Source organism: Limnohabitans sp. Hippo3 (assembly GCF_003063665.1).
Lineage (GTDB): Bacteria > Pseudomonadota > Gammaproteobacteria > Burkholderiales > Burkholderiaceae_C > Limnohabitans_A.
On sequence record NZ_NESF01000008.1, the window covers coordinates 18,785 to 38,159 of the forward strand.

Sequence of the window (19,375 nt, forward strand, 5' to 3'; positions counted from 1 at the left end):
CAAAACACCCCACCTAGCCTGACACTGCCCACTGGCAACGCAATGCCACAATCAAGGCCATGGAATTACTGATTGTTTCGCTGGCCTCTTTGCTGGCTGGCCTGGTCGACGCCATTGTGGGCGGCGGCGGGCTGATCTTGCTGCCCGCCCTGTTTGCCACCTTCCCCGGAGCAGCGCCCGCCACCTTGTTTGGCACCAACAAAAGCGCCTCCATTTGGGGCACTGCCTTCGCCACCGTGCAATACAGCCGCAAGGTGGTCATGCCCTGGCGGTCCCTGCTGCCTGCTGCGGCTGCGGGCCTGCTGGGCTCTTTGGCCGGGGCCTGGGTGGTCACCCAGGTGGACCCGAGCCTGTTTCGCAAAATATTGCCCGTACTGCTGGCGGCGCTGTTGCTGTACACCCTGATCAAGAAAGACCTGGGCCGCAGCCATGCGCCACGCTTTGCCGGGGCACAAGAGGCCTGGATCGCAGCAGGCATCGGCCTGGTGATCGGGTTTTATGACGGTTTTTTTGGGCCGGGCACTGGCAGCTTTCTGGTGTTTGCCTATGTGCGGGTGCTGGGCTACGATTTTCTGAACGCCTCGGCTGCAGCCAAGATGATCAACGTGGCGACCAATTTGTCGGCACTCACGCTGTTCACATTCAAAGGCCATGTGTGGTGGCATCTGGCCCTGGCCATGGGTGCGGCCAACATGGTGGGCAGCCTCATTGGCACCCGGCTGGCCCTCAAGCACGGCGCGGGCTTTGTGCGCCATGTGTTCATTTTTGTGGTGCTGGCCCTGATCTGCAAAACCGCCTACGACACCTGGCTCAAAGCCTGAATCGACGGCGTCAGCGCAAACGCCACTTGATCTGTCCGGTGTACTGCGCCAGTGCCACACCCAGCAAGGTCACGCCCGCCCCGGCGATCTTGATCCAGGTGTAATTCTCACCCGACAACGCCCAGGCAAACAGGCCCGCCATCGGGGGCATCAGGTACATCAGAGGGGCCGTGCGCGCCACGCCGCGCACATTGTTGATCCAACCCCAGGCCAGCCAACCGGCAAAGGCCGACACCATGATCGACCAGAGCAGGCCGACCCAAGCCCAAAAATCCAGCACAGACCAAGGCGCATCCACGCCTGCCGGAACCGACAGCAGCATCACCGGCAGACCGCCGAGCAAGGTGGCGTAACCCATGGTCAGCACCGGACCGTGGCGTTGCATCACGGGCTTGACCGCCACGGTGTAATAAGAAAAGAGGCCCGCGGCCACCAGCAGCACCAGGTCACCCCCTCCAGCCCGCCAGTTGCCGCCCAACAGTTTGTCGGACAGGAACATCAAGACCCCACCAAAAGCCAAGGACACCCCGGCCATCTGGGGCAGGCTCAAGCGCTCCAGGCCCTGCATGCGCAGGATCAACAGGGTGAAAATCGGCCCACAGGCCAGAATGACCGAGCTGGAAAACGCCGTGGACCAGTGGATGCCATAAGTCACCAGGCCCACATGCAGGGAGTGCCCAATGAAGCCCAGCCAGGCCATGTGTTGCCAGTCCTTGCGGGGCAAAGGCGGCAGCCAGACCCCAAAACGCCAGCGCATCAGGACCAGGGCACACAGGGGCATGATCAGGTAACGCGCCCACAGGAAACCACCCGGAGAAATCAGCCCAAACAGGTATTTCTGGAGTGTGAAATTGCCGCCCCAGATGACGATCAGCACCAAGGCCACGAGCAAAGCGCGTTGGTCGTGGCGGTGGACAGGGGTGCGGTGGGGCATGCCGCGATTGTGGGCCCAACAGTCAGCCCGGCTTGTCACGCTGGCAGCAAGCTGCCGCCACACCTCTGGCAGACCGCCAAGCTGTCAATCCTCCAGCACCACCGGCACACGCGGCGCCAGGGCGCACATCAACTCATAACCCACCGTGCCAGCCGCTTGGGCCACCTCGTCGATGCCGAGCACCGTGCCCTGGGCCGACTGCCCCCACAGCGTGACGGTGCTGCCCACCCCGGCTTGGGGGAAACTGCTCAGGTCCACCGTCAGCATGTCCATGCTCACGCGGCCCACGGTGCGGCCGCGTGCGCCGTCCACCAGCACAGGTGTGCCCGTGGGGCAAATGCGCGGGTAACCATCGGCATAACCGCAGGCCACCACGCCAATACGCATGGGGCCATCGGCCACAAAGCTGGAGCCATAACCCACGCTGTCGCCAGCCTGCAAATCCTGCACGGCGATGATGCGGGCATTCAAGCTCATGGCGGGCCGCAATCCCCAATGCGCGGCGCTGTGTTCCGGGAAATCGGGCGCGCTGCCATACACGGCGATGCCCGGGCGAATCCAGTCGGCCTTGACAGCGGCATCTTGCGCATGGCGCAAGGTGGCGGCGCTGTTGCTCACACTGCGCTCGCCCGGCAGGTCGCGGGTGGCCTCTTCAAAGCGGGCCATTTGTTCGGCAATGCCTTTGGGGCCATCGGCATCGCTGAAATGGGTCATGAGCGAGATTTCGTCCACCTGAGGCAAGGCGTTCAGCCGTGTCCAGGCCGAGCGAAAGCGCTGTGGGCTAAAACCCAAGCGGTTCATGCCCGAGTTCATCTTCAGGAAGACCCGGTGCGGTTCGTGGGTCTTGTGCAGCGCCAGCATGTCGATCTGCTCGTCGCAATGCACCGTGTGCCACAGGTGCAGGCGAGAGCACAGCTCCAGGTCTCGCGCCTCGAAAGCACCTTCGAGCAGCAAAATCGGGCCGCGCCAGCCCAAAGCCCGCACCCGTTCGGCCTCAGCCAGGTCCAAGAGCGCAAAACCATCGGCCCCGCGCAAACCGTCAAACACCCGCTCGATGCCATGCCCGTAGGCATTGGCCTTGACCACGGCCCAGGCCTGGGCGTCGGGCGCGGCCTGACGGGCCACGTCCAGGTTGTGGCGCAGCGCAGCGGTGTGGATGGTGGCTTGTATCGGGCGGGGCATGGGGTCTGAGGGCGAAAAGTGCGGGTCAAGTATGCCAGCTTGAGCGAGCGCCCAATCGACCTCAAATCATCGGGTAAACACACCCTTTCCCCGCGCGGGAAGGGGCTTACAAATGATTTACACTGGCCCGCTGCCTGTTAAGCCCGCGCATTCCGCCTGAGCTGTTCAGGCGCTGGCTGACCCTTGTAATCCATGGAAGTTTTTCAGTTTCTGATGCCCATCTTCACCGAATACGGCTATTTGGCTGTGTTTGTGATGCTGTTGATCTGCGGTTTCGGCGTTCCCGTTCCTGAAGACGTGACCTTGGTGACGGGTGGTGTCATTGCAGGCTTGGGCCATGCCGACGTGCACACCATGTTTGCCGTGGGCATGGCGGGCGTGATGATTGGCGACGGGCTGATGTTCACGCTGGGACGTCTGTATGGCCAGCGCATTTCCCGTTTGCCCGGGTTTCGCAAGATCCTGACCCCCGAGCGCTTTGCCAGCGCGCAAGACGCTTTCCACAAATACGGCAAATGGGTCATGTTCGTGGCCCGCTTTCTGCCCGGTCTGCGCACCCCGGTGTTCTTCTCGGCAGGCATGAGCCACCGTGTGAGCTTCGCCACCTGGTTCCTGATGGACGGCTTTGCCGCTCTGATCAGCGTGCCAATCTGGGTTTATCTGGGTTACTTTGGCGCACAGAACTGGGATTGGATGTTTGGTGTGCTGCGCCAGTTCCAGCATGGCATTTTTGCCCTGCTGGGTATCGGTGTGGTGTGGCTGGGCTGGCGCTGGTGGCGCAAACGCCAGACCACTGCAGCCGCCGACACCCCCAACGACCCGTCTTGACAAGCCCGGACATGGGCCCAGCCGCTCCCAAAAGCCTGGCCGTGGCCGGGCTCCTGCTCAACGCATTTGTCTGGGGCGTGTGCTGGTGGCCCTTCAAACAACTCGAAGCCCAGGGCCTTCACCCGCTGTGGGCCACCGCGCTGGTCTACGCCTTTGTGTTCGTGTCCATCGCTCTGTGGCTGTGGCGCAGCGGGCAGCTGTTGAGCTGGCGAAAGCACACCGGGCTGTGGCTTTTGTTGCTGGCCTCGGGCCTCACCAATGTGGGCTTCAACTGGGCCGTCACGGTCGGCGACGTGGTGCGCGTGGTACTGCTGTTTTATTTGATGCCCGCCTGGTCGGTGCTGGTGGCCTGGTGGCTGCTGGGTGAAAAGCCCACCCCCATGGCCTTGCTGCGCTTGCTGCTGGCGCTGGCCGGTTTATTCATCGTGCTCAAAACTCCCGAGACGCCCTGGCCTGTGCCCGAGAGCCTGGCCGATGGGCTGGCGCTGATGGGCGGCCTGACTTTTGCCATCACCAACGCCTTGCTGCTCAAGCTCAAAGACACGCCCAGCTCATCGCGCACCCTGGCCATGTTTGGTGGCGGCGCGGTCATGGCCACGCTGGCCGCCTGGGTGGGTTTGGCCACGGGCGTTGTGGCGCTGGGCACGGCCCCTGCCTGGAGTTGGTTGCCGCTGGTGGCACTGCTCGGCGTTTCCTTCCTTTTTGGCAACTTGGCCCTGCAATACGGCGCGGCCCGCCTGGCCGCCCACACCACGGCGCTGGTCATGTTGTCCGAAGTGCTGTTTGCCAGCGTGTCTTCGGTCTTGCTCGGGGCCTCTTCCTGGGACAGCCGCACCCTGATCGGCGGGGCTTTGATCTTGTTGGCGGCGATGCTGGCGGTGGCCCCCGGCAAAGCCCGGAAGTGACTTTTCTGAATAAGCGCCACCCACGCCGACCATCAGCCCCGACCTTTCTGTGGACATTCGCTTGCAGGCAAGCTTGCACATGGCCCTTTTAAACCAACAGACGGCCTGGCTCGATTTGAGCCTGCCGCGACCTCACACGGAAAGTACCCCATGAGCATTCATGACTTTGAAGCCCAAAGCATCGACCACCAAACTGTGCCGCTGTCGCGCTACAAAGGCCAGGTGATGCTGATCGTCAACACCGCCAGCGCCTGCGGCTTCACGCCCCAGTTCACCGGGCTTGAAAAGCTGCACCAGAAGTACAGCGCACAAGGCCTCGCCGTGCTCGGCTTTCCCTGCAACCAGTTCGCCAGCCAGGACCCGGGCGACGATGCACAAATCGCCAACTTCTGCAAGAAGAACTATGGCGTGAGCTTTCAGATGATGAGCAAGGTCAAAGTGAACGGCGACGAGGCGCACCCGCTGTACCAATGGCTGACCGCCGAAGCGCCCGGCATTCTGGGCAGCAAGGCCATCAAATGGAACTTCACCAAGTTTTTGGTGGGGCGCGATGGTCGGGTGATCAAGCGCTATGCGCCGCAGGACTCGCCGGAGAAGATCGCCAAAGACATTGAGGCGGCGCTGGCGGCTTGATGTTGTTTTGATGTTGTTTTGATATCAAATCGATGGTGAATTGATGTCAAGTCATAGGGTTCCGTACCCGGCGCGTTGACCTGCAAGGCTTGACCGATGGCTCTGCCTGATGGGCCTCCAGCCTGCTCAGGTTCCTGAGTTCAAGCCCACCAAGTCAGCACAGCCAACCACACCAACACCGCCGAGCCCCCCCACACCAACACCCGCGTGCGCAGGCGCAGCATTTCCACGGCGCTGACCAGTCGCGCATTTTGTTCGGCCAACTCGGCCAGGGTTTCGGTCAGCTCGCGTTGGGTTTGGGCTTGCCCGTCAATCTGGCCTTGCGCAGCGATCAAGGCGTTTTTGAGTTCTCCCAGGCTGGGCACATCACTCACGGGGGTTGTCGTGGCAGGGGTGCCTGCCTGGCCGGGTGGCTGAGGCGGTTGGCGGTCCATCAGCCTGCGTGCGGCTTTGAGCACCGTGGGGGCGTGTTCGATCACATCACCCCAAGGAATCACTTTGAGCGCCATTAACCAAGGTATCGCCATCGTCTTGTCCTTTGTTTGCGCTTTGCAAGCGCGATCTGCCGTCCAGTGCTGATCCTACCCGGCTGGGCATTTGGGCGTGCTCGGGCGAGGGCCTTGCCGGATCGGGGACAAGGATTTTGAACTTCGGTTGAATACGCTCAAGGAGCCAGGATTTTTCGATTCATCCTTGAAATCTGAACGTCACACGTTCAATTTCAAGGATGAGAGATCATCCACAGCATTCCTGATTGTCTGAACGCCAACACCAAGCACTGGCAATGAGCTTGTTTCTACCCACACCATTGGCCCTAGCGTGCGGTATCGCTTCTGCGCGGGATTTCATGGGGCTTCCCATTGCTTACAGGCTTCATCAAGCCTTGCTCTAACGAAATTTCTGCCGACCTGCGCGCCAGATCCGATCGGAGTGGGGTTATTTCAATCTGTCCTTTTTTGTCCCCTTCTGGTCTCGCCTAGCCCTGTGCAACGCCAGGTCTGATTCGCACAATGGCCACATGTTCAACACCTGCACCAGCGCACCATGACCTGCCAAGCTACATCCCAAAAATCCGCACTGCTCATCATCGATGTGCAGCAATCCTTTGAGCACATGCCGTATTGGCCTTCGGGTCATCCCTCGCCATTTCAGCAAGCGCTCCTGAAACTGGAAGCGAGTTGCCGTCAGGCCGATATACCGGTAGTGCATATTTTTCACATTGACAACGATGGCCCTTTTCGCGCCGACTCGGGCCTGATCCAGCCCATGGACTGGCTGCCGGGCCATCCCGCTGCAAGCTTTGACAAGCATGTGCACAACGCCTTCACCGACACGGGTCTCGATGTGTGGCTGCGCAGGCGCGGCGTGCAGCGCCTCATCATCAGTGGCATCCGCACCGAGCAGTGCTGTGAGACCACGGCCCGCGTGGGCTCGGACCTGGGTTATACGGTGGACTTTGTGTCCGAAGCGACACTGACTTTTCCGATGACGCATAAAGGCACCGGCCAGACCTTCAGTGCACAGGACATCACCACCCGCACCGAGCTGGTCTTGGCTGATCGCTTTGCACGCATCGTGAACGTGGATACTTGCCTGTCCAGCCTTTGAACCGCCCACCAGGAAACCCCATGCTCCAACTGCGCTCCAACTGCGAATGCTGTAACCGCGACCTGCCGCCTCAGGCGCTGGAAGCGCGGATCTGTTCGTTTGAATGCACCTTTTGCGCCGATTGCGCCGACTCGCGCTTGCAAGGCATCTGCCCCAATTGCGGTGGCGAGCTGGTGCGCCGCCCGGTGCGGCCTGCAGCCAAACTGCTGAACAACCCCGCATCCACAGAACGGGTGGTCAAACCACAAGGCTGTCCACCACTGGCTTGATCAAGGCAATGACCACCCCGCTCACCATTTACCTCGTTGTCACCCCCGGCGTGTTGTTGCTCGACTACGCGGGCCCTGCCGAAGCGCTGCGCATGGCGCACGACCTGGGTGCATCGCTGGTGCTGCACACCTGTGGGCCACGCCCTGACGTGAACACTTCGCTGGGCACTCAGCTGACCGGGCTTGACCCCTTGCCCCAGCCGCTGTCGCCCAACAGCCTGGTGCTGATCACCGGCAACAGCCACGAGCGCGAAGACTATGCAACGCCCGCAGCCCAGCAAGTGGTGCGCTGGCTGCAAACCGCCATGCGGCCGGACACGCGATTGGGCAGCATCTGCTCGGGCGCGTTGCTGCTGGCTATGGCGGGCCAACTCAACGGCCTGCGCTGCACCACACACCACATGCTCCTTGATGATTTGCAAGCCTTGGCCCCCACGGCACAAGTGCAAGCCGACCGGATTTTTGTGGACGCCGGGCGAGTGCTGACCAGCGCAGGCATCACCACCGGCATCGATCTGGCGCTTTATATCGTTGAACAAGTGGCCGGTGCCGCGTTGGCGGCGCAAGTGGCGCGACGCTTGGTCATGTACACCCGCCGTGGCCCGAATGACCCGCAGCTGTCGCCCTGGCTGGCGCACCGCAATCACATGCACCCGGCGGTACACAGGGCGCAAGATGCCATCGCGCAAAGCCTGAGCCAAGACCCCGCCCACCGCTGGTCGCTGCCCGAGCTGGCAGATATGGCCTGCGTGAGCCCACGGCATCTGTCGCGCTTGTTCATGCTGCACACCGGCATCAGCGTAGTGGACTACCAACAGCAACTGCGTATGACGCGGGCACGCGAACTGCTGACACAACAACCGGCGCTGACCCAGGAACAATTGGCCGAGGCCTGCGGCTTTGGCTCGGCGCGAGATTTCAGAAGGGTGTGGCAGCGGTGGGTGTCGATCAACACGCCATCCATGAACAGCTAATCAAAGTGTCGCCCCCTTAACTCAAGTCACGTCCACTGACTTTCGCGACAGACGCCGCGCACGCTGGCGCACGGCTTCAATGTCTTGCTCCAGCGCATTCAGGTCTTGTGCAGGTGCCGCCACTTCGGGCAATGCAGCATGACGCCCCATGAGCCATAGCGCAGTGGCATAGACACCCATACCCACCGAAGGATCGCCCTTTTCCATGCGGATGAGCGTGGGCACCGACACGGCCATGCGGCTGGCCCAAACGCGCAGGCTTCCCTTGCGGCGCTGACGGGCCAGCGCCAAGTTTTCGCCCAAATCCCGCAGCGCTTTGGCGGCTGAAGCGGGCAGGTGGTCGGCAGCAAGAGAGGGCTTTGGCATAACACAAACTTTAACAGAAATTAAATTTTGTGCTTCTTTGTGTTCTTTGATGCTCAGCCGCTGATCGCCTCGTCCAACAACTCCACCCAATGCCGGACCGGCAGGCCACTGCCGCTTTGCAGGTGGGTGATGCAGCCGATGTTGGCGCTGATCACGCCTTGCGGTTGCAGCGCGTTCAGGTGACCCAGCTTGCGGTCGCGCAGTTGCTTGGACAGCTCGGGGTTGAGCACGCTGTAGGTGCCTGCCGAGCCGCAGCACAGGTGCGATTCATTGGCCGTGACCTTGATCTGAAAGCCCAGATCGCCCAGATGCTTTTCCACGCCGCCTTTGAGTTGTTGGCCGTGTTGCAGCGTGCAGGGCGGGTGGTAGGCCTGCAGGCCTGCGGCTTGCAGCGCTTCGGGCTTCAACTTGGGTTTGAGCAGCGGCACCAGCTCGGGCAGCAGCTCGCTCAGGTCACGGGTCAAGGCATCGATGCGGGCGGCTTTGTCGGCGTACACGGGGTCGTCTTTCAGCACATGGCCGTAGTCCTTGACCATGACGCCGCAGCCCGATGCGTTCATCACGATGGCTTCGACCTCGCCGCTCTCCACCAGTGGCCACCAGGCGTCGATGTTGGCGCGCATGTGGTCTTTGCCGCCGTCGTGATCGTTCAGGTGAAACTTGAGCGCGCCGCAGCAACCGGCCTTGGGTGCGGTCACGGTCTGGATGCCTGCGGTATCGAGCACACGGGCGGTGGCGGTGTTGATGTTGGGGCTCATGCTCGGCTGCACGCAACCGGCCAGCATCAGCACTTTGCGGGCATGCTGTGCGGTGGGCCAGGCGCCCGCGTTTTGCGGCGCGGGCACTTTGGCTTTGAGGCTCTCGGGCAGCAGGCCGCGCACCATCTGGCCCATCTTCATGGCCGGCGCAAACAGGGGTGAAGGCAGGCCTTCTTTGAGCGCCCAGCGCACCAGCTTTTCGCTGGCGGGGCGTTCGACTTTGGCGTCCACCAACTTGCGGCCGATGTCCACCAGGTGGCCGTATTGCACGCCACTCGGGCAAGTGCTTTCGCAGTTGCGGCAGGTGAGGCACCGGTCCAGGTGCAGCTGGGTTTTGCGGGTGGGCGTTTCGCCCTCCAGCACCTGCTTCATCAGGTAGATGCGGCCACGCGGGCCGTCCAGCTCGTCGCCCAGCAGCTGGTAAGTGGGGCAGGTGGCGGTACAAAAACCGCAGTGCACACACTTGCGCAAAATGGCTTCGGCCTCCAGGCCTTCGGGGGTGTTTTGGTATTCGGGGGCGAGGTGGGTTTGCATGGCGATTCGCCTCAGAGGGGGTGCAAGCGACCGGTGGCGAACACGCCTTTCGGATCGAACTGCTTTTGCAATTGCTGCTGGATGCGTTGCTGCACGGCTTCGAGCGGGGTATTCACCCCGGCGACCTTGTCCACTTCGGCATGGGCGACGCTGGCGCGGAACAGGGTGGCGTGGCCACCGACCGATTGCGCCAATTCACGCAAAGCCACCGCCGCCGAGGCGGGTGCCCACAGCCAGCGCTGTGCACCTTGCCATTCGATGTACTGGGCATAAGGCAAATCCAGCAAAGGCGCCGTTTGCGGCACCGACAGGCGCCACAGGCAGGCATCGGGGCTGGGTGGGTCAAAGAACGGCAGGGTCTGCTCACCACTGGCGCGCCAGTCCTGCGCGGCTTCGGCGTTGTCCATGGCCTGCACCTGCGCACCCAGGGCGACGGCATCGGCACTCATTTTGGCCGTGGCCGACTGCACGGCCGCCACCGCGCCCCGCAGACGCACAAACAAATAGTCGGCCACGGGCTGGGCCGTGGGGTCGCGCACCCAGGCGCTGGCATTCAGGGGCAGGGGCTGGCCACCCCAGCGGTGCAGCAAATCCAGCGCTGGGCCTTGCGCCAGACTCGCCATCATCAAGGTGGCCTCGGCCGGGGCCACGGGCAAGACCTTCAGGCTGACCTCGGTGATCAGGCCCAGCGTGCCCCAACTGCCCGCCATCAGGCGGCTCACGTCGTAGCCGGCCACGTTTTTCATGACCTGGCCACCAAAGGTCAGGTGTTCGCCCAGACCGTTGATGAAGCGCGCGCCCAGCACGTAGTCGCGCACAGCCCCAGCGGTGGCGCGGGCCGGGCCGCTTAGGCCAGCAGCGACCATGCCGCCCACGGTGGCACCCTCACCAAAATGCGGTGGCTCGAACGCCAGGCATTGGCCTTTTTCGGCCAAGGCGGCTTCCAGCTCAGCTAAGGGCGTGCCGCAGCGCACCGTGACCACCAGCTCGCTGGGTTCGTAACTCACAATGCCCCGGTAGCCCCGGGTGTCGAGCACATCGCCCGTGAGGCTCTGGCCCCAAAAGTCTTTGCTGCCGCTGCCGCGCAAACGCAGCACGCGGCCGTCCGCACCCGCCTGGCGCACAGCGTCGATGAGGATATTGAGTTGAGTTTCCATGGGCCAAGATGGTAACCCCCGGCCTCAGGGAACCGCGTGAATTTTTTGAACGAACGGATTGTGGGAAATTGGGCGTATCAAAGTACCACCAAGTGCGCTGGGGTTGCGCCGCGCACTGCACTGATCGGAATTCGTTGATCCAGCGTCACCAGTCTGCCTTGGTTCTTGACGGCCAAGGCCAAGAGGTACAAATCCGTCAACTGCCTCGCGCTGTGAATGTGCCCATGTTGAAACTGCTGCGGATCCAAGAGGCTGATCTCATCGGACCAAAAAGCATGGTGCGCCGTTCTTGTGGAGTTTTGCAACATGCTGACCAGCATGGGGATGGGTTGAGGGCTGCTGTAACCAGGCTGACCCATGATGCGAAGGCACCCATTTTGGGTCAATGCACAGGTGGCCCAGCCATGTTGGATGTGGCCTTCAAACCATTGCGCGGCACGGACATGGTGGACATGATCGCGATCGTGCAAGGCAATCAGCACATTGACATCGAACAGTGCACGCATCAAACACCCTCGGCATCGCGCAATCGTTCGATCAGCTCATTGCTGATGACCGCACCCCGTGAAGGCAAGGGCTGAATGCCGTATTGGGCCAAGCGTTCAGACACCTGGGGCACGGCTTGAGCCGTTTGCGGCTGATAGTCCCCCACTGCAAATGCCTTTCGCGCCAAATCACTCATGACTTGTCCAATCGACTTTTTCTCTCTTTGGGCAATTTCTTTGGCCGCAAAAAGCACGTCGTCCGCAATGTCTAGGGTGGTTCGCATCTCAGCTCCTGATGTCTTGATGTTTGATGCTATCACATCAAACATCCATCATGCCTGGTGCACCTGTTTCAACAGGGGGCATCCTCCATGGGCTTCAAAACGCCTCGAACCCATTGACCGGCAAGCCCGCCACCGCCACCCGCATGGCAAACACACACCCGGCAGCGGGATACTGCGCCAGCTCTTGCGGGCTGCGGCCTTGGCGCGATGTGGTGATGAACAAGGTTTTCAGATCTGGCCCGCCAAAGCAGGGCATGGTGGGGCAAGGCACAGGGGTTTTCACTTCGGCCAGCACCTCACCCGCAGGCGACACGCGCAGCAGGCGCTGGCCTTCGTATTGGGCAGACCAATAGCAGCCTTCGCTGTCCACTGTGGCGCCATCGGGACGGCCGCCATAGGGGCTGTGATCTCCCCAGCTCCAGCCTGCGGGTTTGGGTGTCATTTGATGGAATACACGAGGGGCTGACAGTTGACCCGTGGCTGGCTCCGAGTCAAAAGCCCGCACCTGGTGCGCAGCCGTGTCGGCCCAATAAGCCGTGCGGCCATCGGGTGACCAGGCCAGGCCGTTAGCCGTCACCACACCGTCCATCATGGCGTGAAGGCCTTGGCCGTCCAGCATGTAAAGCACGCCGAGCGCCTGGTCTTTGGGCTCGTACAGGCTGCCCGCCCAAAAGCGCCCTTGGGCGTCGCACTTGCCGTCGTTGAAGCGCAGGCGCGTGGTGTCGTAGGGTGCAGCGGCCAAAAGCTGCAAGTCACCGCCCCATTCGCGCCCGAGGTAAATGCCATCGCGCAAGGCCATGACCAAGCCACCGCCTTGCACAGGTGCGATGCAGCCGGGCTCTTGCGTCAGGGGCCAGTAGTCGACTGGGCCCTGGGCCTGCAGACCCTGCACCGCCACGCGGGCGATGCGACGGCCCGGAATGTCCACCCAGTACAGGCGTTGTTCAGTCGGGTGCCAGAAAGGCGACTCGCTCAAGCCATCGGGTTCGGCGGTCAGGGCTTGCCAACGGCTTGCATCCCCCAAAGTCATGGCGCTACAAGGCGAAGGTGGAAATCGCGGGCACAGCAGCCACCACCACCACCCCGAGCAGCAAAGCCACCAAATAGGGCCAGATGGCACCCATCACCTCGTCGGGCTTGGCGTCACCGATGCGGCAGGCCACATAAAAGCCCACCCCAATAGGCGGCATCATCAGGCCCACGTTCATGGCACACACCACCACCATGGCGTAGTGGATGTCGTGGATGCCCAGCTTCTTGGCAATCGGGAACATGATGGGGGCCAGCAGCAGCACGGCAGGCAAACCTTCCAGCAAGCACCCCAGCACCAGAAACACCACGATGGTGACCGCCAGAAAAGCGATCGGGCCGCCCGGCAAAGTGGTCAGGAAACTCGACAATTGCTGCACCACGCCGCTTTGGGTGATGGTCCAGGCCATGGCCGAGGCCGCGCCCAGGATCAACAAGATCGCACCCGACAAGGCGGCCGTCTCGACCAGCATGTCGTAGAACTTGCGCAGGCCAATGCCGCCGTACATCACCTGGCCAATCACCAGCGCATACAGCACCGCGATGGTGGACACCTCGGTGGCCGTGGCCACGCCGCCGCCCACGGCGCTGCGGATCAAGAAGGGCAGCACCAGCGCGGGTGCAGCCACCAGCAAAAAGCGGCCGATGACCGAAATCGGTGGGCGCTTGACACCCTCGACCTGCTCATGCCGCGCCTTCCAGCGGGCCAGCACCAACAAGGACAGCAGCAGCACCATCGCCACCACAAAGCCGCTCTGGAACAGCCCGGCGATCGACACACCGGCCACCGAACCCAGCACGATCAGCACAATGCTGGGCGGCACCGTGTCGGCCATGGCCGCGCCCGTGGCCAGCAAGGCCACCATTTCCTTGGGCTTGTTGCCGCGTCGCTTCATCTCAGGAAACAGCGCCGGGGCCACGGTGGCCATGTCCGACACCTTGGAGCCCGAGATGCCCGAAACAATGAAAAGCGAGCCCAGCAGCACATAGGACATGCCGGCCTTGACGTGGCCGATCAGCGAGGCCAGAAAATCCACAATCGCTTTGCCCATGCCGGTGGCGTCGAGCACGCAGCCGAGCAGCACAAAAATCGGCACCGACACCAGAATCAGGCTGGACATGCCCTCGTCCATGCGCCCCACCACGATCAAGAGCGGCACCTGGGTGGTGAACGCCAGATAGCTGAGCGCCCCCAAACCAAAACAAAACGCGATCGGCACGCCCGCCATCAGGCACACCGCCACCACGCCCACCAAAAAGATGAGCATGTTCCAGCTGCCCAAGTTGGGCAGCGTGGCGCTGTATGCATGGCAAACAGCGGCCACAGCCCCAACCGCCACAGCCGCGCTGAGCAACGCCCGCACAGGTACGGTGCGCGCAGCGTAGGCCAGCACGATCAGCAGCATCACGCCCAAGCCAAAAGGGATAGACGCCACGCGGTAGGTGTTGGGCAGGTCCAGCGCGGGCGATTTGATGAACCATTCTTCCTGGGCGTACTCCACCGCCGAAGGCAGCAAGCCCACCAGAAACGCGACCACCACCGTGAGTGCAAAGGCATGCACATACGGCTGCACGCGCGTTGGCAGCTTGTCGACCACCAGCGACAAGCGCAAATGCTCGTTGCGGTGCATGGCCAGCCCGGCACCGATCATGGTCAGCCAGATGAACGAGGTCGACACGACCTCGTCAATCCAGACAATCGAATTGGCAAACACGTAACGCGACAAGACAGCCGCCAGAAGCAACACCACAATGCCCACCATCAGGGCGGCCGAAACCGCCTCCAGGGGGAACATCCAGCGTGACGCTTTTCGACCACCGCCCGGGCCGGCAGCCTCTGGTGCGGAATAGTGCTCGCCGCCCAAAAGCGGCTGGGTCTGAACGTCCGTCATAAGTGTGCTGTTTCTCGTTTTTGTCTTGTCTGCGCCGTGGCCGATCAGCCCAATTTGCCGCTGTAGCGTTCCAGCAAGGCCCAGGCCTCGTCACCGAACTTGGCTTTCCACTCGGTATAGAAACCGGCTTGGCGCAGGCGGTTGCGGAAAGTGTCGGCCTTGGCGTTGTTGAACACCATGCCTTTCTCGGTCAGCGACTTTTGCAAGGTGGCGTTCATGGCGGCCACATCGGCGCGTTGCTTGAGGCCGGCTGCGTTGATGTGCTTGGCCACGATGGTGCGCAGGTCGGCGGGCAGACGGTCCCAGGCGCGGCGGTTGGCCAGGAACCAGAAGCCGTCCCACATGTGGTTGGTCACCGAGCAGTATTTCTGCACTTCGTTGAGCTTGGCGGTGTCGATGATGGCCAGCGGGTTTTCCTGACCGTCCACCACCTTGGTTTGCAGGGCCGAATACACCTCGGCAAAGTTGATCGAGGCCGGGGCCGAGTCAAAGGCCTTGAACATGGACGTCCACATGGGCGACACGGGCACGCGGATCTTGAAGCCCTTGAGGTCGTCGGCCGTCTGGATCGGCTTGGTGGAAGAGGTGATCTGGCGGAAGCCGTTGTCCCAGATGTTGTCCATGGCCACCAGGTTGGCCTTGCTGATTTCCTTGCGCACATGGGCGCCCAGATCGCCGTCCAGCGCTTTCCAGACGGTGTCGTAGTCGGGGAAGGCAAAGCCCAGGCCGGTGATGGCTGCACCCGGCACCAGGGTGGACAGGATCAGGCCCGACAGGGTGAAGAACTCGATGCCACCAGCGCGCAGCTGGCTGAGCATGTCGGTGTCGTTGCCCAGCTGGCTGGCCGGGAAAATCTGGATGTCCACGCGGCCCTTGGTCTCGGCCAGGATGGCGGCGGCCATTTCCTTGGCGCGCAGGTTCATCGGGTGGGTCACCGGCAAGTTGTTGGCATATTTGTAGGTGAACTCGGCCTTGGGCTGCGCCAGCACCTGGCTCATGGGCAAGGCGGCCACGGACGCGGCGGCGGCGGTGCGCAAAACGGAACGGCGGGAAAGGGTCATCTCAGTCTCCTAAAGGTGGGTCATCGATCAAACTCGGGGCCAGGTGGCCCCACTTCACTTCTCTCTCTTCTCAAGTCACGGCCTGCAGCTGCAGGTCGCCTCGTTCTTCCAGCATCTGGCGGATGTCTTTCTTGGTGATTTTCCCGTAACCTGACTTGGGCAAGGCATCCCAGAAAAAGACATGGCGCGGCCAGCGGTACTTGGCACAACGCCCCTCCAGATGCGCCAACAGTGCCTGCGCCGTCAGGGCCGGGTCACGGCTGACCACCACGGCCACGCCCACCTCACCCCATTTGGCATCGGGCACGCCCAGCACGGCCACTTCGGCCACGGCAGGGTGCGTCAGCAAAATTTCTTCCACTTCAAGCGGGTAGACGTTGGAGCCCCCCGAAATGTACATGTCGGATTCGCGCCCTGTAATGTAGAGCAAACCCCGCGCGTCGAGCCGCCCCAGGTCGCCGGTGTGGAACCAGCCCCCGCGCAGCGCCTTGGCGGTGGCGTCTTCGTTGTTGAAGTAACCCGCGAACACGGCCGGGCCCCGGCAGCAGATTTCGCCCACCGTGCCGGTGGGCACCGGGTTCATCTGCGCGTCCAGAATCGCCACTTCCATGCCCGTGCGTGGCCGCCCGCAAGAGCCGATGTTCGCATTCGGGTCGGCATCGTCGATGGCGTGCATGGAAGGCGGCAGCACGGTGATGCAGCCGGTCACCTCACCCAGACCGAAGTACTGCACCAGCACCGGGCCGAGTTTTTGCAAAGCCAATTTCTGGTCGGCCCGGTACATCGGAGCACCCGCGTAGATCACATAGCGCAGGCTGCTGTGGTCGAACTGGTCCACCGCCGGGTCTTCCACCAACAGCTTGACGATGGTGGGCACGGTGAACAGGTTGGTCACGCGGTGCTTTTCGACCAGACGCCAGACTTCGGCCGGTTCCATGCGCTCGGACGGCAGCAGCACCGTAGCCGCGCCCCGCGCCACATTCAGCAAGGCATGGATGCCCGCGCCGTGCGACAGGGGCGCCACCGCGATCGAGCAATCGGTCTCACACGTCCCGGGGATCAGATCGGCCAGGTGGTTGGTCACCACAAACGCCAGCTGTCCATGCGTCAGCATGCCCGCCTTGGGGCGGCCGGTGGTGCCCGAGGTGTAGAAGTACCACAGCACCTGGTCGGGCGTGACGGTTGCCATGGCAGTGGGCGCACCCGCATGGCGGGCCAGCAGGTCCTCGTAAGCCGTTTCGCCCGCACGCGGCGCGCCGATGGTGATGACGTGTTGCAGGCGGGGGCTGGCTTCGCGCACCGCGTCCACATGCGCGGCAAACACATCCTCGGCCAGCATGAAGGTGGCTTCGCTGGAGCTGCCCAGATACGCCACTTCGGGCGGCGTCAACCGGAAATTGGTCGGCACCCAAACCGCGCCCAGCCGAAAGGCAGCCCAGCAACTCTCGAACATGGCCAGGCTGTTGCGCGACTGCACCAGCAGCTTGTCGCCCGGCTGCATGCCCATCTCGCGCAGGCCCTGCACCAAAGCGTCCACCCGCGCGTTGATCTCGCGCCAGGTCCACTGGCGTTCACCCTGAATCAGCCCCGGCCGGTCAGGAAACAGCGCGGCTGTCTGCGCCAGCAGGGCCGACAGGTTCATGACCTGTGCATCACTCATGCCGCACGCTCCAGCACGCTCAGGTAATTGGCCACCGCCGCGCCGCCCATGTTGAACACCGCGCCCAGCCGGGCATCGGGCAGCTGCATGTCACCCGCCTCGCCCGTCAGTTGCATGGCGGCCATGACGTGCTGCGACACCCCGGTGGCCCCGATCGGGTGCCCGCGTGACTTGAGACCGCCCGAGGGGTTGACCGGCAGCGCCCCGTCGATGCGGGTCACGCCATCCAGAATGACGCGTGCGCCCTGTCCGTGCGGGGCCAGCCCCATGGCTTCGTATTCGAGCAGCTCGGCCACGGTGAAGCAGTCGTGCGTTTCGACAAACGACAGATCACCCAGCGACACCCCGGCGGCATCGAGCCCCTTGTGCCAGGCCATGGCCGCGCCTTCAAAACGGGTCGGGTCGCGGCGCGACAGGGGTAAATATTCATTCACCTGCGTGCGCGACTTCCAGCGCACGGCGGGCACACGGGCACCGGCCACGGGCGCTTTGGAGATCACCAGCGCAGCGGCGCCGTCGGACACCAAAGAGCAGTCCGAACGCTTGAGCGGCCCGGCCACAAAAGGGTTTTTGTCGGACGGGTAGCGGCAAAAGTCAAAACCCAGATCGCGGCGCATGTGGGCGAACGGGTTCTTTACCCCGTTGGCGTGGTTCTTGGCGGCGATGGCGGCCAGTGCGTCGCTCTGGTCGCCAAAGCGCTCGAAATACGTGGCCGCGATGGTGCCAAACACGCCCGCAAAACCGGCCGGGTTGGCCGCTTCTTCTTTCACATAAGAGCAGCGCAGCAAGGTCTCGGCGATCTTGGCACCGGGCACGGCGTTCATGATCTCGAAGCCCACCACCAGCGCGTGGCGCAGACGGCCGGATTCGACCGCGTCCATGGCCGCCCAGATGGCCGCCGAACCGGTGGCACAGGCGTTCTCAAGACGCACTGCGGGCACATGGCGCAGGCCCGGCACCGCCATGGCCACCAGCGCCCCAGTGAAGTCCTGCGGCATGAAGCCGCCGTTGTAGTGGCCCACAAACACACCATCGATGTCTTGCGCCTGCAAGCCTGCGCTGTCCAGCGCGGGTTGCACCGCATCGCGGATCAGTTGCTCGGCATCGACCGCGTCGAGCTTGCCAAACGGGGTGTGGCCCCAGCCAATGATGCAGCTGCTGCTCATGATGCGGCTCCCACGTTCTGCAGCTCGGGGGTGGTGCGACGCAAGGTGGGCAAACCCACACCCGAGGCGTCAAAACCGCCATCCACCGCCAGAAACTGGCCATTGATGAAGCTGGCCTCTTTGCTGCACAAAAAGCCCACGGTGTTGGCCATCTCTTCGGTGCTGCCGTAGCGGCCCAGCGGGATGGTGTCGTAATAGTCGGAGCGGATCGCCACGCTGTGCACCAGCTTGGCCATCTCGGTCTCGACCGGGCCGGGGCAAATCACGTTGGTGCGCACACCATAGTTGCCCAGCTCGACCGCGAATTGCTTGGTCAGGTGGATCAGCGCGGCCTTGCTGGTGCCGTAGGCCACGCGCAGCGTGCTGGCACGCAGGCCCGAGATGGACGCGATGTTGACGATCGCGCCGCTGCGCTGGGCGGTCATGATCGCGCCAAAGGCATGCGAGCACAAAAACGCGCCGTCCAGGTTGGTGCTGAGCACCTGCCGCCATTCGGCAAACGTGGTCTCCAGCACCGGCTTGAACACCGCCACACCCGCGTTGTTCACCAGCGCATCGACCCGGCCAAAGCGGGCCACCACGGCGGCCGCTGCGGCATCGACCTGATCGGGTTGCGACACGTCACAGTGCAGCGCCAGCATATCGCCCGGGCGGGCCAGTGTGCGCTCGGTGGCGGCCAGCGTGGCCTGGTCAACGTCGAGCAAGGCGACCTTGTAGCCGTGGTTCAGGAACCACTGGCCGATGGCCAGGCCAATGCCGCGGGCACCGCCGGTCACCACAGCAACGGGCGTGGTGACAGGCATGGAAGTTGAGGAAGCGGTCATGTGGA

The 19,375-nt window shown here is 62.9% G+C and carries 21 protein-coding genes; 7 read left to right on the top strand and 14 right to left on the bottom strand.

From position 1 onward, the window contains the following. Window positions 1-59: 59 nt before the first annotated feature. Complete coding sequence (locus tag B9Z34_RS09760) at window positions 60-821, top strand: TSUP family transporter (protein ID WP_108427928.1); 762 nt, start codon at window positions 60-62, stop codon at window positions 819-821. Window positions 822-831: 10 nt separating this feature from the next. Here B9Z34_RS09760 and B9Z34_RS09765 read toward each other — a convergent pair whose 3' ends face one another. Both B9Z34_RS09765 and alr read right to left on the bottom strand, forming a co-directional pair. After that, window positions 832-1,755: a DMT family transporter gene (locus tag B9Z34_RS09765; protein WP_108427929.1), complete on the bottom strand. Its 924-nt coding sequence runs from the start codon at window positions 1,753-1,755 to the stop codon at window positions 832-834. Window positions 1,756-1,839: 84 nt separating this feature from the next. Beyond that, the gene (alr, locus tag B9Z34_RS09770; RefSeq protein ID WP_108427930.1) at window positions 1,840-2,937 is read right to left on the bottom strand and encodes an alanine racemase; all 1,098 of its coding nucleotides are present in this window, start codon (window positions 2,935-2,937) and stop codon (window positions 1,840-1,842) included. Between the two features lie 192 nt (window positions 2,938-3,129). Here alr and B9Z34_RS09775 point away from each other — a divergent pair, with 192 nt between their 5' ends. The 3 genes from B9Z34_RS09775 (at window position 3,130) to B9Z34_RS09785 (ending at window position 5,303) form a co-directional block, all read left to right on the top strand. Then, the gene (locus B9Z34_RS09775; protein WP_108427931.1) at window positions 3,130-3,765 is read left to right on the top strand and encodes a DedA family protein; all 636 of its coding nucleotides are present in this window, start codon (window positions 3,130-3,132) and stop codon (window positions 3,763-3,765) included. Between the two features lie 11 nt (window positions 3,766-3,776). Further along, window positions 3,777-4,670: a DMT family transporter gene (locus B9Z34_RS09780; protein ID WP_108427932.1), complete on the top strand. Its 894-nt coding sequence runs from the start codon at window positions 3,777-3,779 to the stop codon at window positions 4,668-4,670. A gap of 150 nt (window positions 4,671-4,820) precedes the next feature. Further along, complete coding sequence (locus B9Z34_RS09785; RefSeq protein ID WP_108427933.1) at window positions 4,821-5,303, top strand: glutathione peroxidase; 483 nt, start codon at window positions 4,821-4,823, stop codon at window positions 5,301-5,303. A gap of 140 nt (window positions 5,304-5,443) precedes the next feature. On the opposite strand, the gene B9Z34_RS09790 is transcribed toward B9Z34_RS09785, so the two are convergent. Next, entirely contained in the window at window positions 5,444-5,830 is a 387-nt protein-coding gene (locus B9Z34_RS09790) for a hypothetical protein (protein WP_108427934.1), read from the bottom strand. Window positions 5,831-6,347: 517 nt separating this feature from the next. Here B9Z34_RS09790 and B9Z34_RS09795 point away from each other — a divergent pair. The 3 genes from B9Z34_RS09795 to B9Z34_RS09805 are packed head-to-tail and all read left to right on the top strand — an operon-like array spanning window position 6,348 to window position 8,154. Beyond that, window positions 6,348-6,911, top strand: coding sequence for an isochorismatase family protein (locus B9Z34_RS09795; RefSeq protein WP_108427935.1), 564 nt, complete (start codon window positions 6,348-6,350; stop codon window positions 6,909-6,911). Between the two features lie 20 nt (window positions 6,912-6,931). Further along, the gene (locus B9Z34_RS09800; RefSeq protein WP_108427936.1) at window positions 6,932-7,180 is read left to right on the top strand and encodes a DUF1272 domain-containing protein; all 249 of its coding nucleotides are present in this window, start codon (window positions 6,932-6,934) and stop codon (window positions 7,178-7,180) included. A gap of 8 nt (window positions 7,181-7,188) precedes the next feature. Beyond that, window positions 7,189-8,154 carry a GlxA family transcriptional regulator gene (locus B9Z34_RS09805; RefSeq protein WP_108427937.1) on the top strand — a complete coding sequence of 322 codons (966 nt, stop codon included), beginning with the start codon at window positions 7,189-7,191 and terminating at the stop codon, window positions 8,152-8,154. A 21-nt stretch (window positions 8,155-8,175) separates the two neighbouring features. Here B9Z34_RS09805 and B9Z34_RS09810 read toward each other — a convergent pair whose 3' ends face one another. The 11 genes from B9Z34_RS09810 to B9Z34_RS09860 all read right to left on the bottom strand — a co-directional run bounded on the left by B9Z34_RS09810 (window position 8,176) and on the right by B9Z34_RS09860 (window position 19,370). After that, a complete protein-coding gene (locus tag B9Z34_RS09810; protein ID WP_108427938.1) occupies window positions 8,176-8,520 on the bottom strand; it encodes an XRE family transcriptional regulator in 345 nt (114 codons plus the stop codon). A 53-nt stretch (window positions 8,521-8,573) separates the two neighbouring features. Further along, window positions 8,574-9,812, bottom strand: a complete 1,239-nt coding sequence (glcF, locus tag B9Z34_RS09815; protein WP_108427939.1) for a glycolate oxidase subunit GlcF — start codon at window positions 9,810-9,812, stop codon at window positions 8,574-8,576. A gap of 11 nt (window positions 9,813-9,823) precedes the next feature. Next, the gene (glcE, locus tag B9Z34_RS09820; protein ID WP_108427940.1) at window positions 9,824-10,969 is read right to left on the bottom strand and encodes a glycolate oxidase subunit GlcE; all 1,146 of its coding nucleotides are present in this window, start codon (window positions 10,967-10,969) and stop codon (window positions 9,824-9,826) included. 77 nt (window positions 10,970-11,046) lie between these two features. Continuing rightward, window positions 11,047-11,475 carry a TA system VapC family ribonuclease toxin gene (locus B9Z34_RS09825; RefSeq protein ID WP_108427941.1) on the bottom strand — a complete coding sequence of 143 codons (429 nt, stop codon included), beginning with the start codon at window positions 11,473-11,475 and terminating at the stop codon, window positions 11,047-11,049. Next, window positions 11,475-11,783: an antitoxin gene (locus B9Z34_RS09830; protein ID WP_158268711.1), complete on the bottom strand. Its 309-nt coding sequence runs from the start codon at window positions 11,781-11,783 to the stop codon at window positions 11,475-11,477. The genes B9Z34_RS09825 and B9Z34_RS09830 overlap by 1 nt, the downstream gene beginning before the upstream one ends. A gap of 49 nt (window positions 11,784-11,832) precedes the next feature. Continuing rightward, entirely contained in the window at window positions 11,833-12,768 is a 936-nt protein-coding gene (locus tag B9Z34_RS09835) for an SMP-30/gluconolactonase/LRE family protein (RefSeq protein WP_108427942.1), read from the bottom strand. A 4-nt stretch (window positions 12,769-12,772) separates the two neighbouring features. Continuing rightward, window positions 12,773-14,659, bottom strand: coding sequence for a TRAP transporter large permease subunit (locus tag B9Z34_RS09840; protein ID WP_108427943.1), 1,887 nt, complete (start codon window positions 14,657-14,659; stop codon window positions 12,773-12,775). Between the two features lie 44 nt (window positions 14,660-14,703). Continuing rightward, window positions 14,704-15,720 carry a TRAP transporter substrate-binding protein gene (locus B9Z34_RS09845; protein ID WP_108427944.1) on the bottom strand — a complete coding sequence of 339 codons (1,017 nt, stop codon included), beginning with the start codon at window positions 15,718-15,720 and terminating at the stop codon, window positions 14,704-14,706. A 70-nt stretch (window positions 15,721-15,790) separates the two neighbouring features. Beyond that, window positions 15,791-17,380: an acyl-CoA synthetase gene (locus B9Z34_RS09850; protein ID WP_108427945.1), complete on the bottom strand. Its 1,590-nt coding sequence runs from the start codon at window positions 17,378-17,380 to the stop codon at window positions 15,791-15,793. After that, window positions 17,377-18,546, bottom strand: coding sequence for an acetyl-CoA acetyltransferase (locus B9Z34_RS09855; RefSeq protein ID WP_108427946.1), 1,170 nt, complete (start codon window positions 18,544-18,546; stop codon window positions 17,377-17,379). The genes B9Z34_RS09850 and B9Z34_RS09855 overlap by 4 nt, the downstream gene beginning before the upstream one ends. Then, window positions 18,543-19,370, bottom strand: coding sequence for an SDR family NAD(P)-dependent oxidoreductase (locus B9Z34_RS09860; protein WP_108427947.1), 828 nt, complete (start codon window positions 19,368-19,370; stop codon window positions 18,543-18,545). The genes B9Z34_RS09855 and B9Z34_RS09860 overlap by 4 nt, the downstream gene beginning before the upstream one ends. Between the last annotated feature and the right edge of the window lie 5 nt (window positions 19,371-19,375).

Bases quoted from the DNA above. Each gene is read 5' to 3' on its own strand.
- B9Z34_RS09760 (WP_108427928.1), top strand. From the start codon at position 60: ATGGAATTACTGATTGTTTCGCTGGCCTCTTTGCTGGCTGGCCTGGTC.
- B9Z34_RS09765 (WP_108427929.1), bottom strand. From the start codon at position 1,755: ATGCCCCACCGCACCCCTGTCCACCGCCACGACCAACGCGCTTTGCTC.
- alr (WP_108427930.1), bottom strand. From the start codon at position 2,937: ATGCCCCGCCCGATACAAGCCACCATCCACACCGCTGCGCTGCGCCAC.
- B9Z34_RS09775 (WP_108427931.1), top strand. From the start codon at position 3,130: ATGGAAGTTTTTCAGTTTCTGATGCCCATCTTCACCGAATACGGCTAT.
- B9Z34_RS09780 (WP_108427932.1), top strand. From the start codon at position 3,777: ATGGGCCCAGCCGCTCCCAAAAGCCTGGCCGTGGCCGGGCTCCTGCTC.
- B9Z34_RS09785 (WP_108427933.1), top strand. From the start codon at position 4,821: ATGAGCATTCATGACTTTGAAGCCCAAAGCATCGACCACCAAACTGTG.
- B9Z34_RS09790 (WP_108427934.1), bottom strand. From the start codon at position 5,830: ATGGCGATACCTTGGTTAATGGCGCTCAAAGTGATTCCTTGGGGTGAT.
- B9Z34_RS09795 (WP_108427935.1), top strand. From the start codon at position 6,348: ATGACCTGCCAAGCTACATCCCAAAAATCCGCACTGCTCATCATCGAT.
- B9Z34_RS09800 (WP_108427936.1), top strand. From the start codon at position 6,932: ATGCTCCAACTGCGCTCCAACTGCGAATGCTGTAACCGCGACCTGCCG.
- B9Z34_RS09805 (WP_108427937.1), top strand. From the start codon at position 7,189: ATGACCACCCCGCTCACCATTTACCTCGTTGTCACCCCCGGCGTGTTG.
- B9Z34_RS09810 (WP_108427938.1), bottom strand. From the start codon at position 8,520: ATGCCAAAGCCCTCTCTTGCTGCCGACCACCTGCCCGCTTCAGCCGCC.
- glcF (WP_108427939.1), bottom strand. From the start codon at position 9,812: ATGCAAACCCACCTCGCCCCCGAATACCAAAACACCCCCGAAGGCCTG.
- glcE (WP_108427940.1), bottom strand. From the start codon at position 10,969: ATGGAAACTCAACTCAATATCCTCATCGACGCTGTGCGCCAGGCGGGT.
- B9Z34_RS09825 (WP_108427941.1), bottom strand. From the start codon at position 11,475: ATGCGTGCACTGTTCGATGTCAATGTGCTGATTGCCTTGCACGATCGC.
- B9Z34_RS09830 (WP_158268711.1), bottom strand. From the start codon at position 11,783: ATGTTTGATGTGATAGCATCAAACATCAAGACATCAGGAGCTGAGATG.
- B9Z34_RS09835 (WP_108427942.1), bottom strand. From the start codon at position 12,768: ATGACTTTGGGGGATGCAAGCCGTTGGCAAGCCCTGACCGCCGAACCC.
- B9Z34_RS09840 (WP_108427943.1), bottom strand. From the start codon at position 14,659: ATGACGGACGTTCAGACCCAGCCGCTTTTGGGCGGCGAGCACTATTCC.
- B9Z34_RS09845 (WP_108427944.1), bottom strand. From the start codon at position 15,720: ATGACCCTTTCCCGCCGTTCCGTTTTGCGCACCGCCGCCGCCGCGTCC.
- B9Z34_RS09850 (WP_108427945.1), bottom strand. From the start codon at position 17,380: ATGAGTGATGCACAGGTCATGAACCTGTCGGCCCTGCTGGCGCAGACA.
- B9Z34_RS09855 (WP_108427946.1), bottom strand. From the start codon at position 18,546: ATGAGCAGCAGCTGCATCATTGGCTGGGGCCACACCCCGTTTGGCAAG.
- B9Z34_RS09860 (WP_108427947.1), bottom strand. From the start codon at position 19,370: ATGACCGCTTCCTCAACTTCCATGCCTGTCACCACGCCCGTTGCTGTG.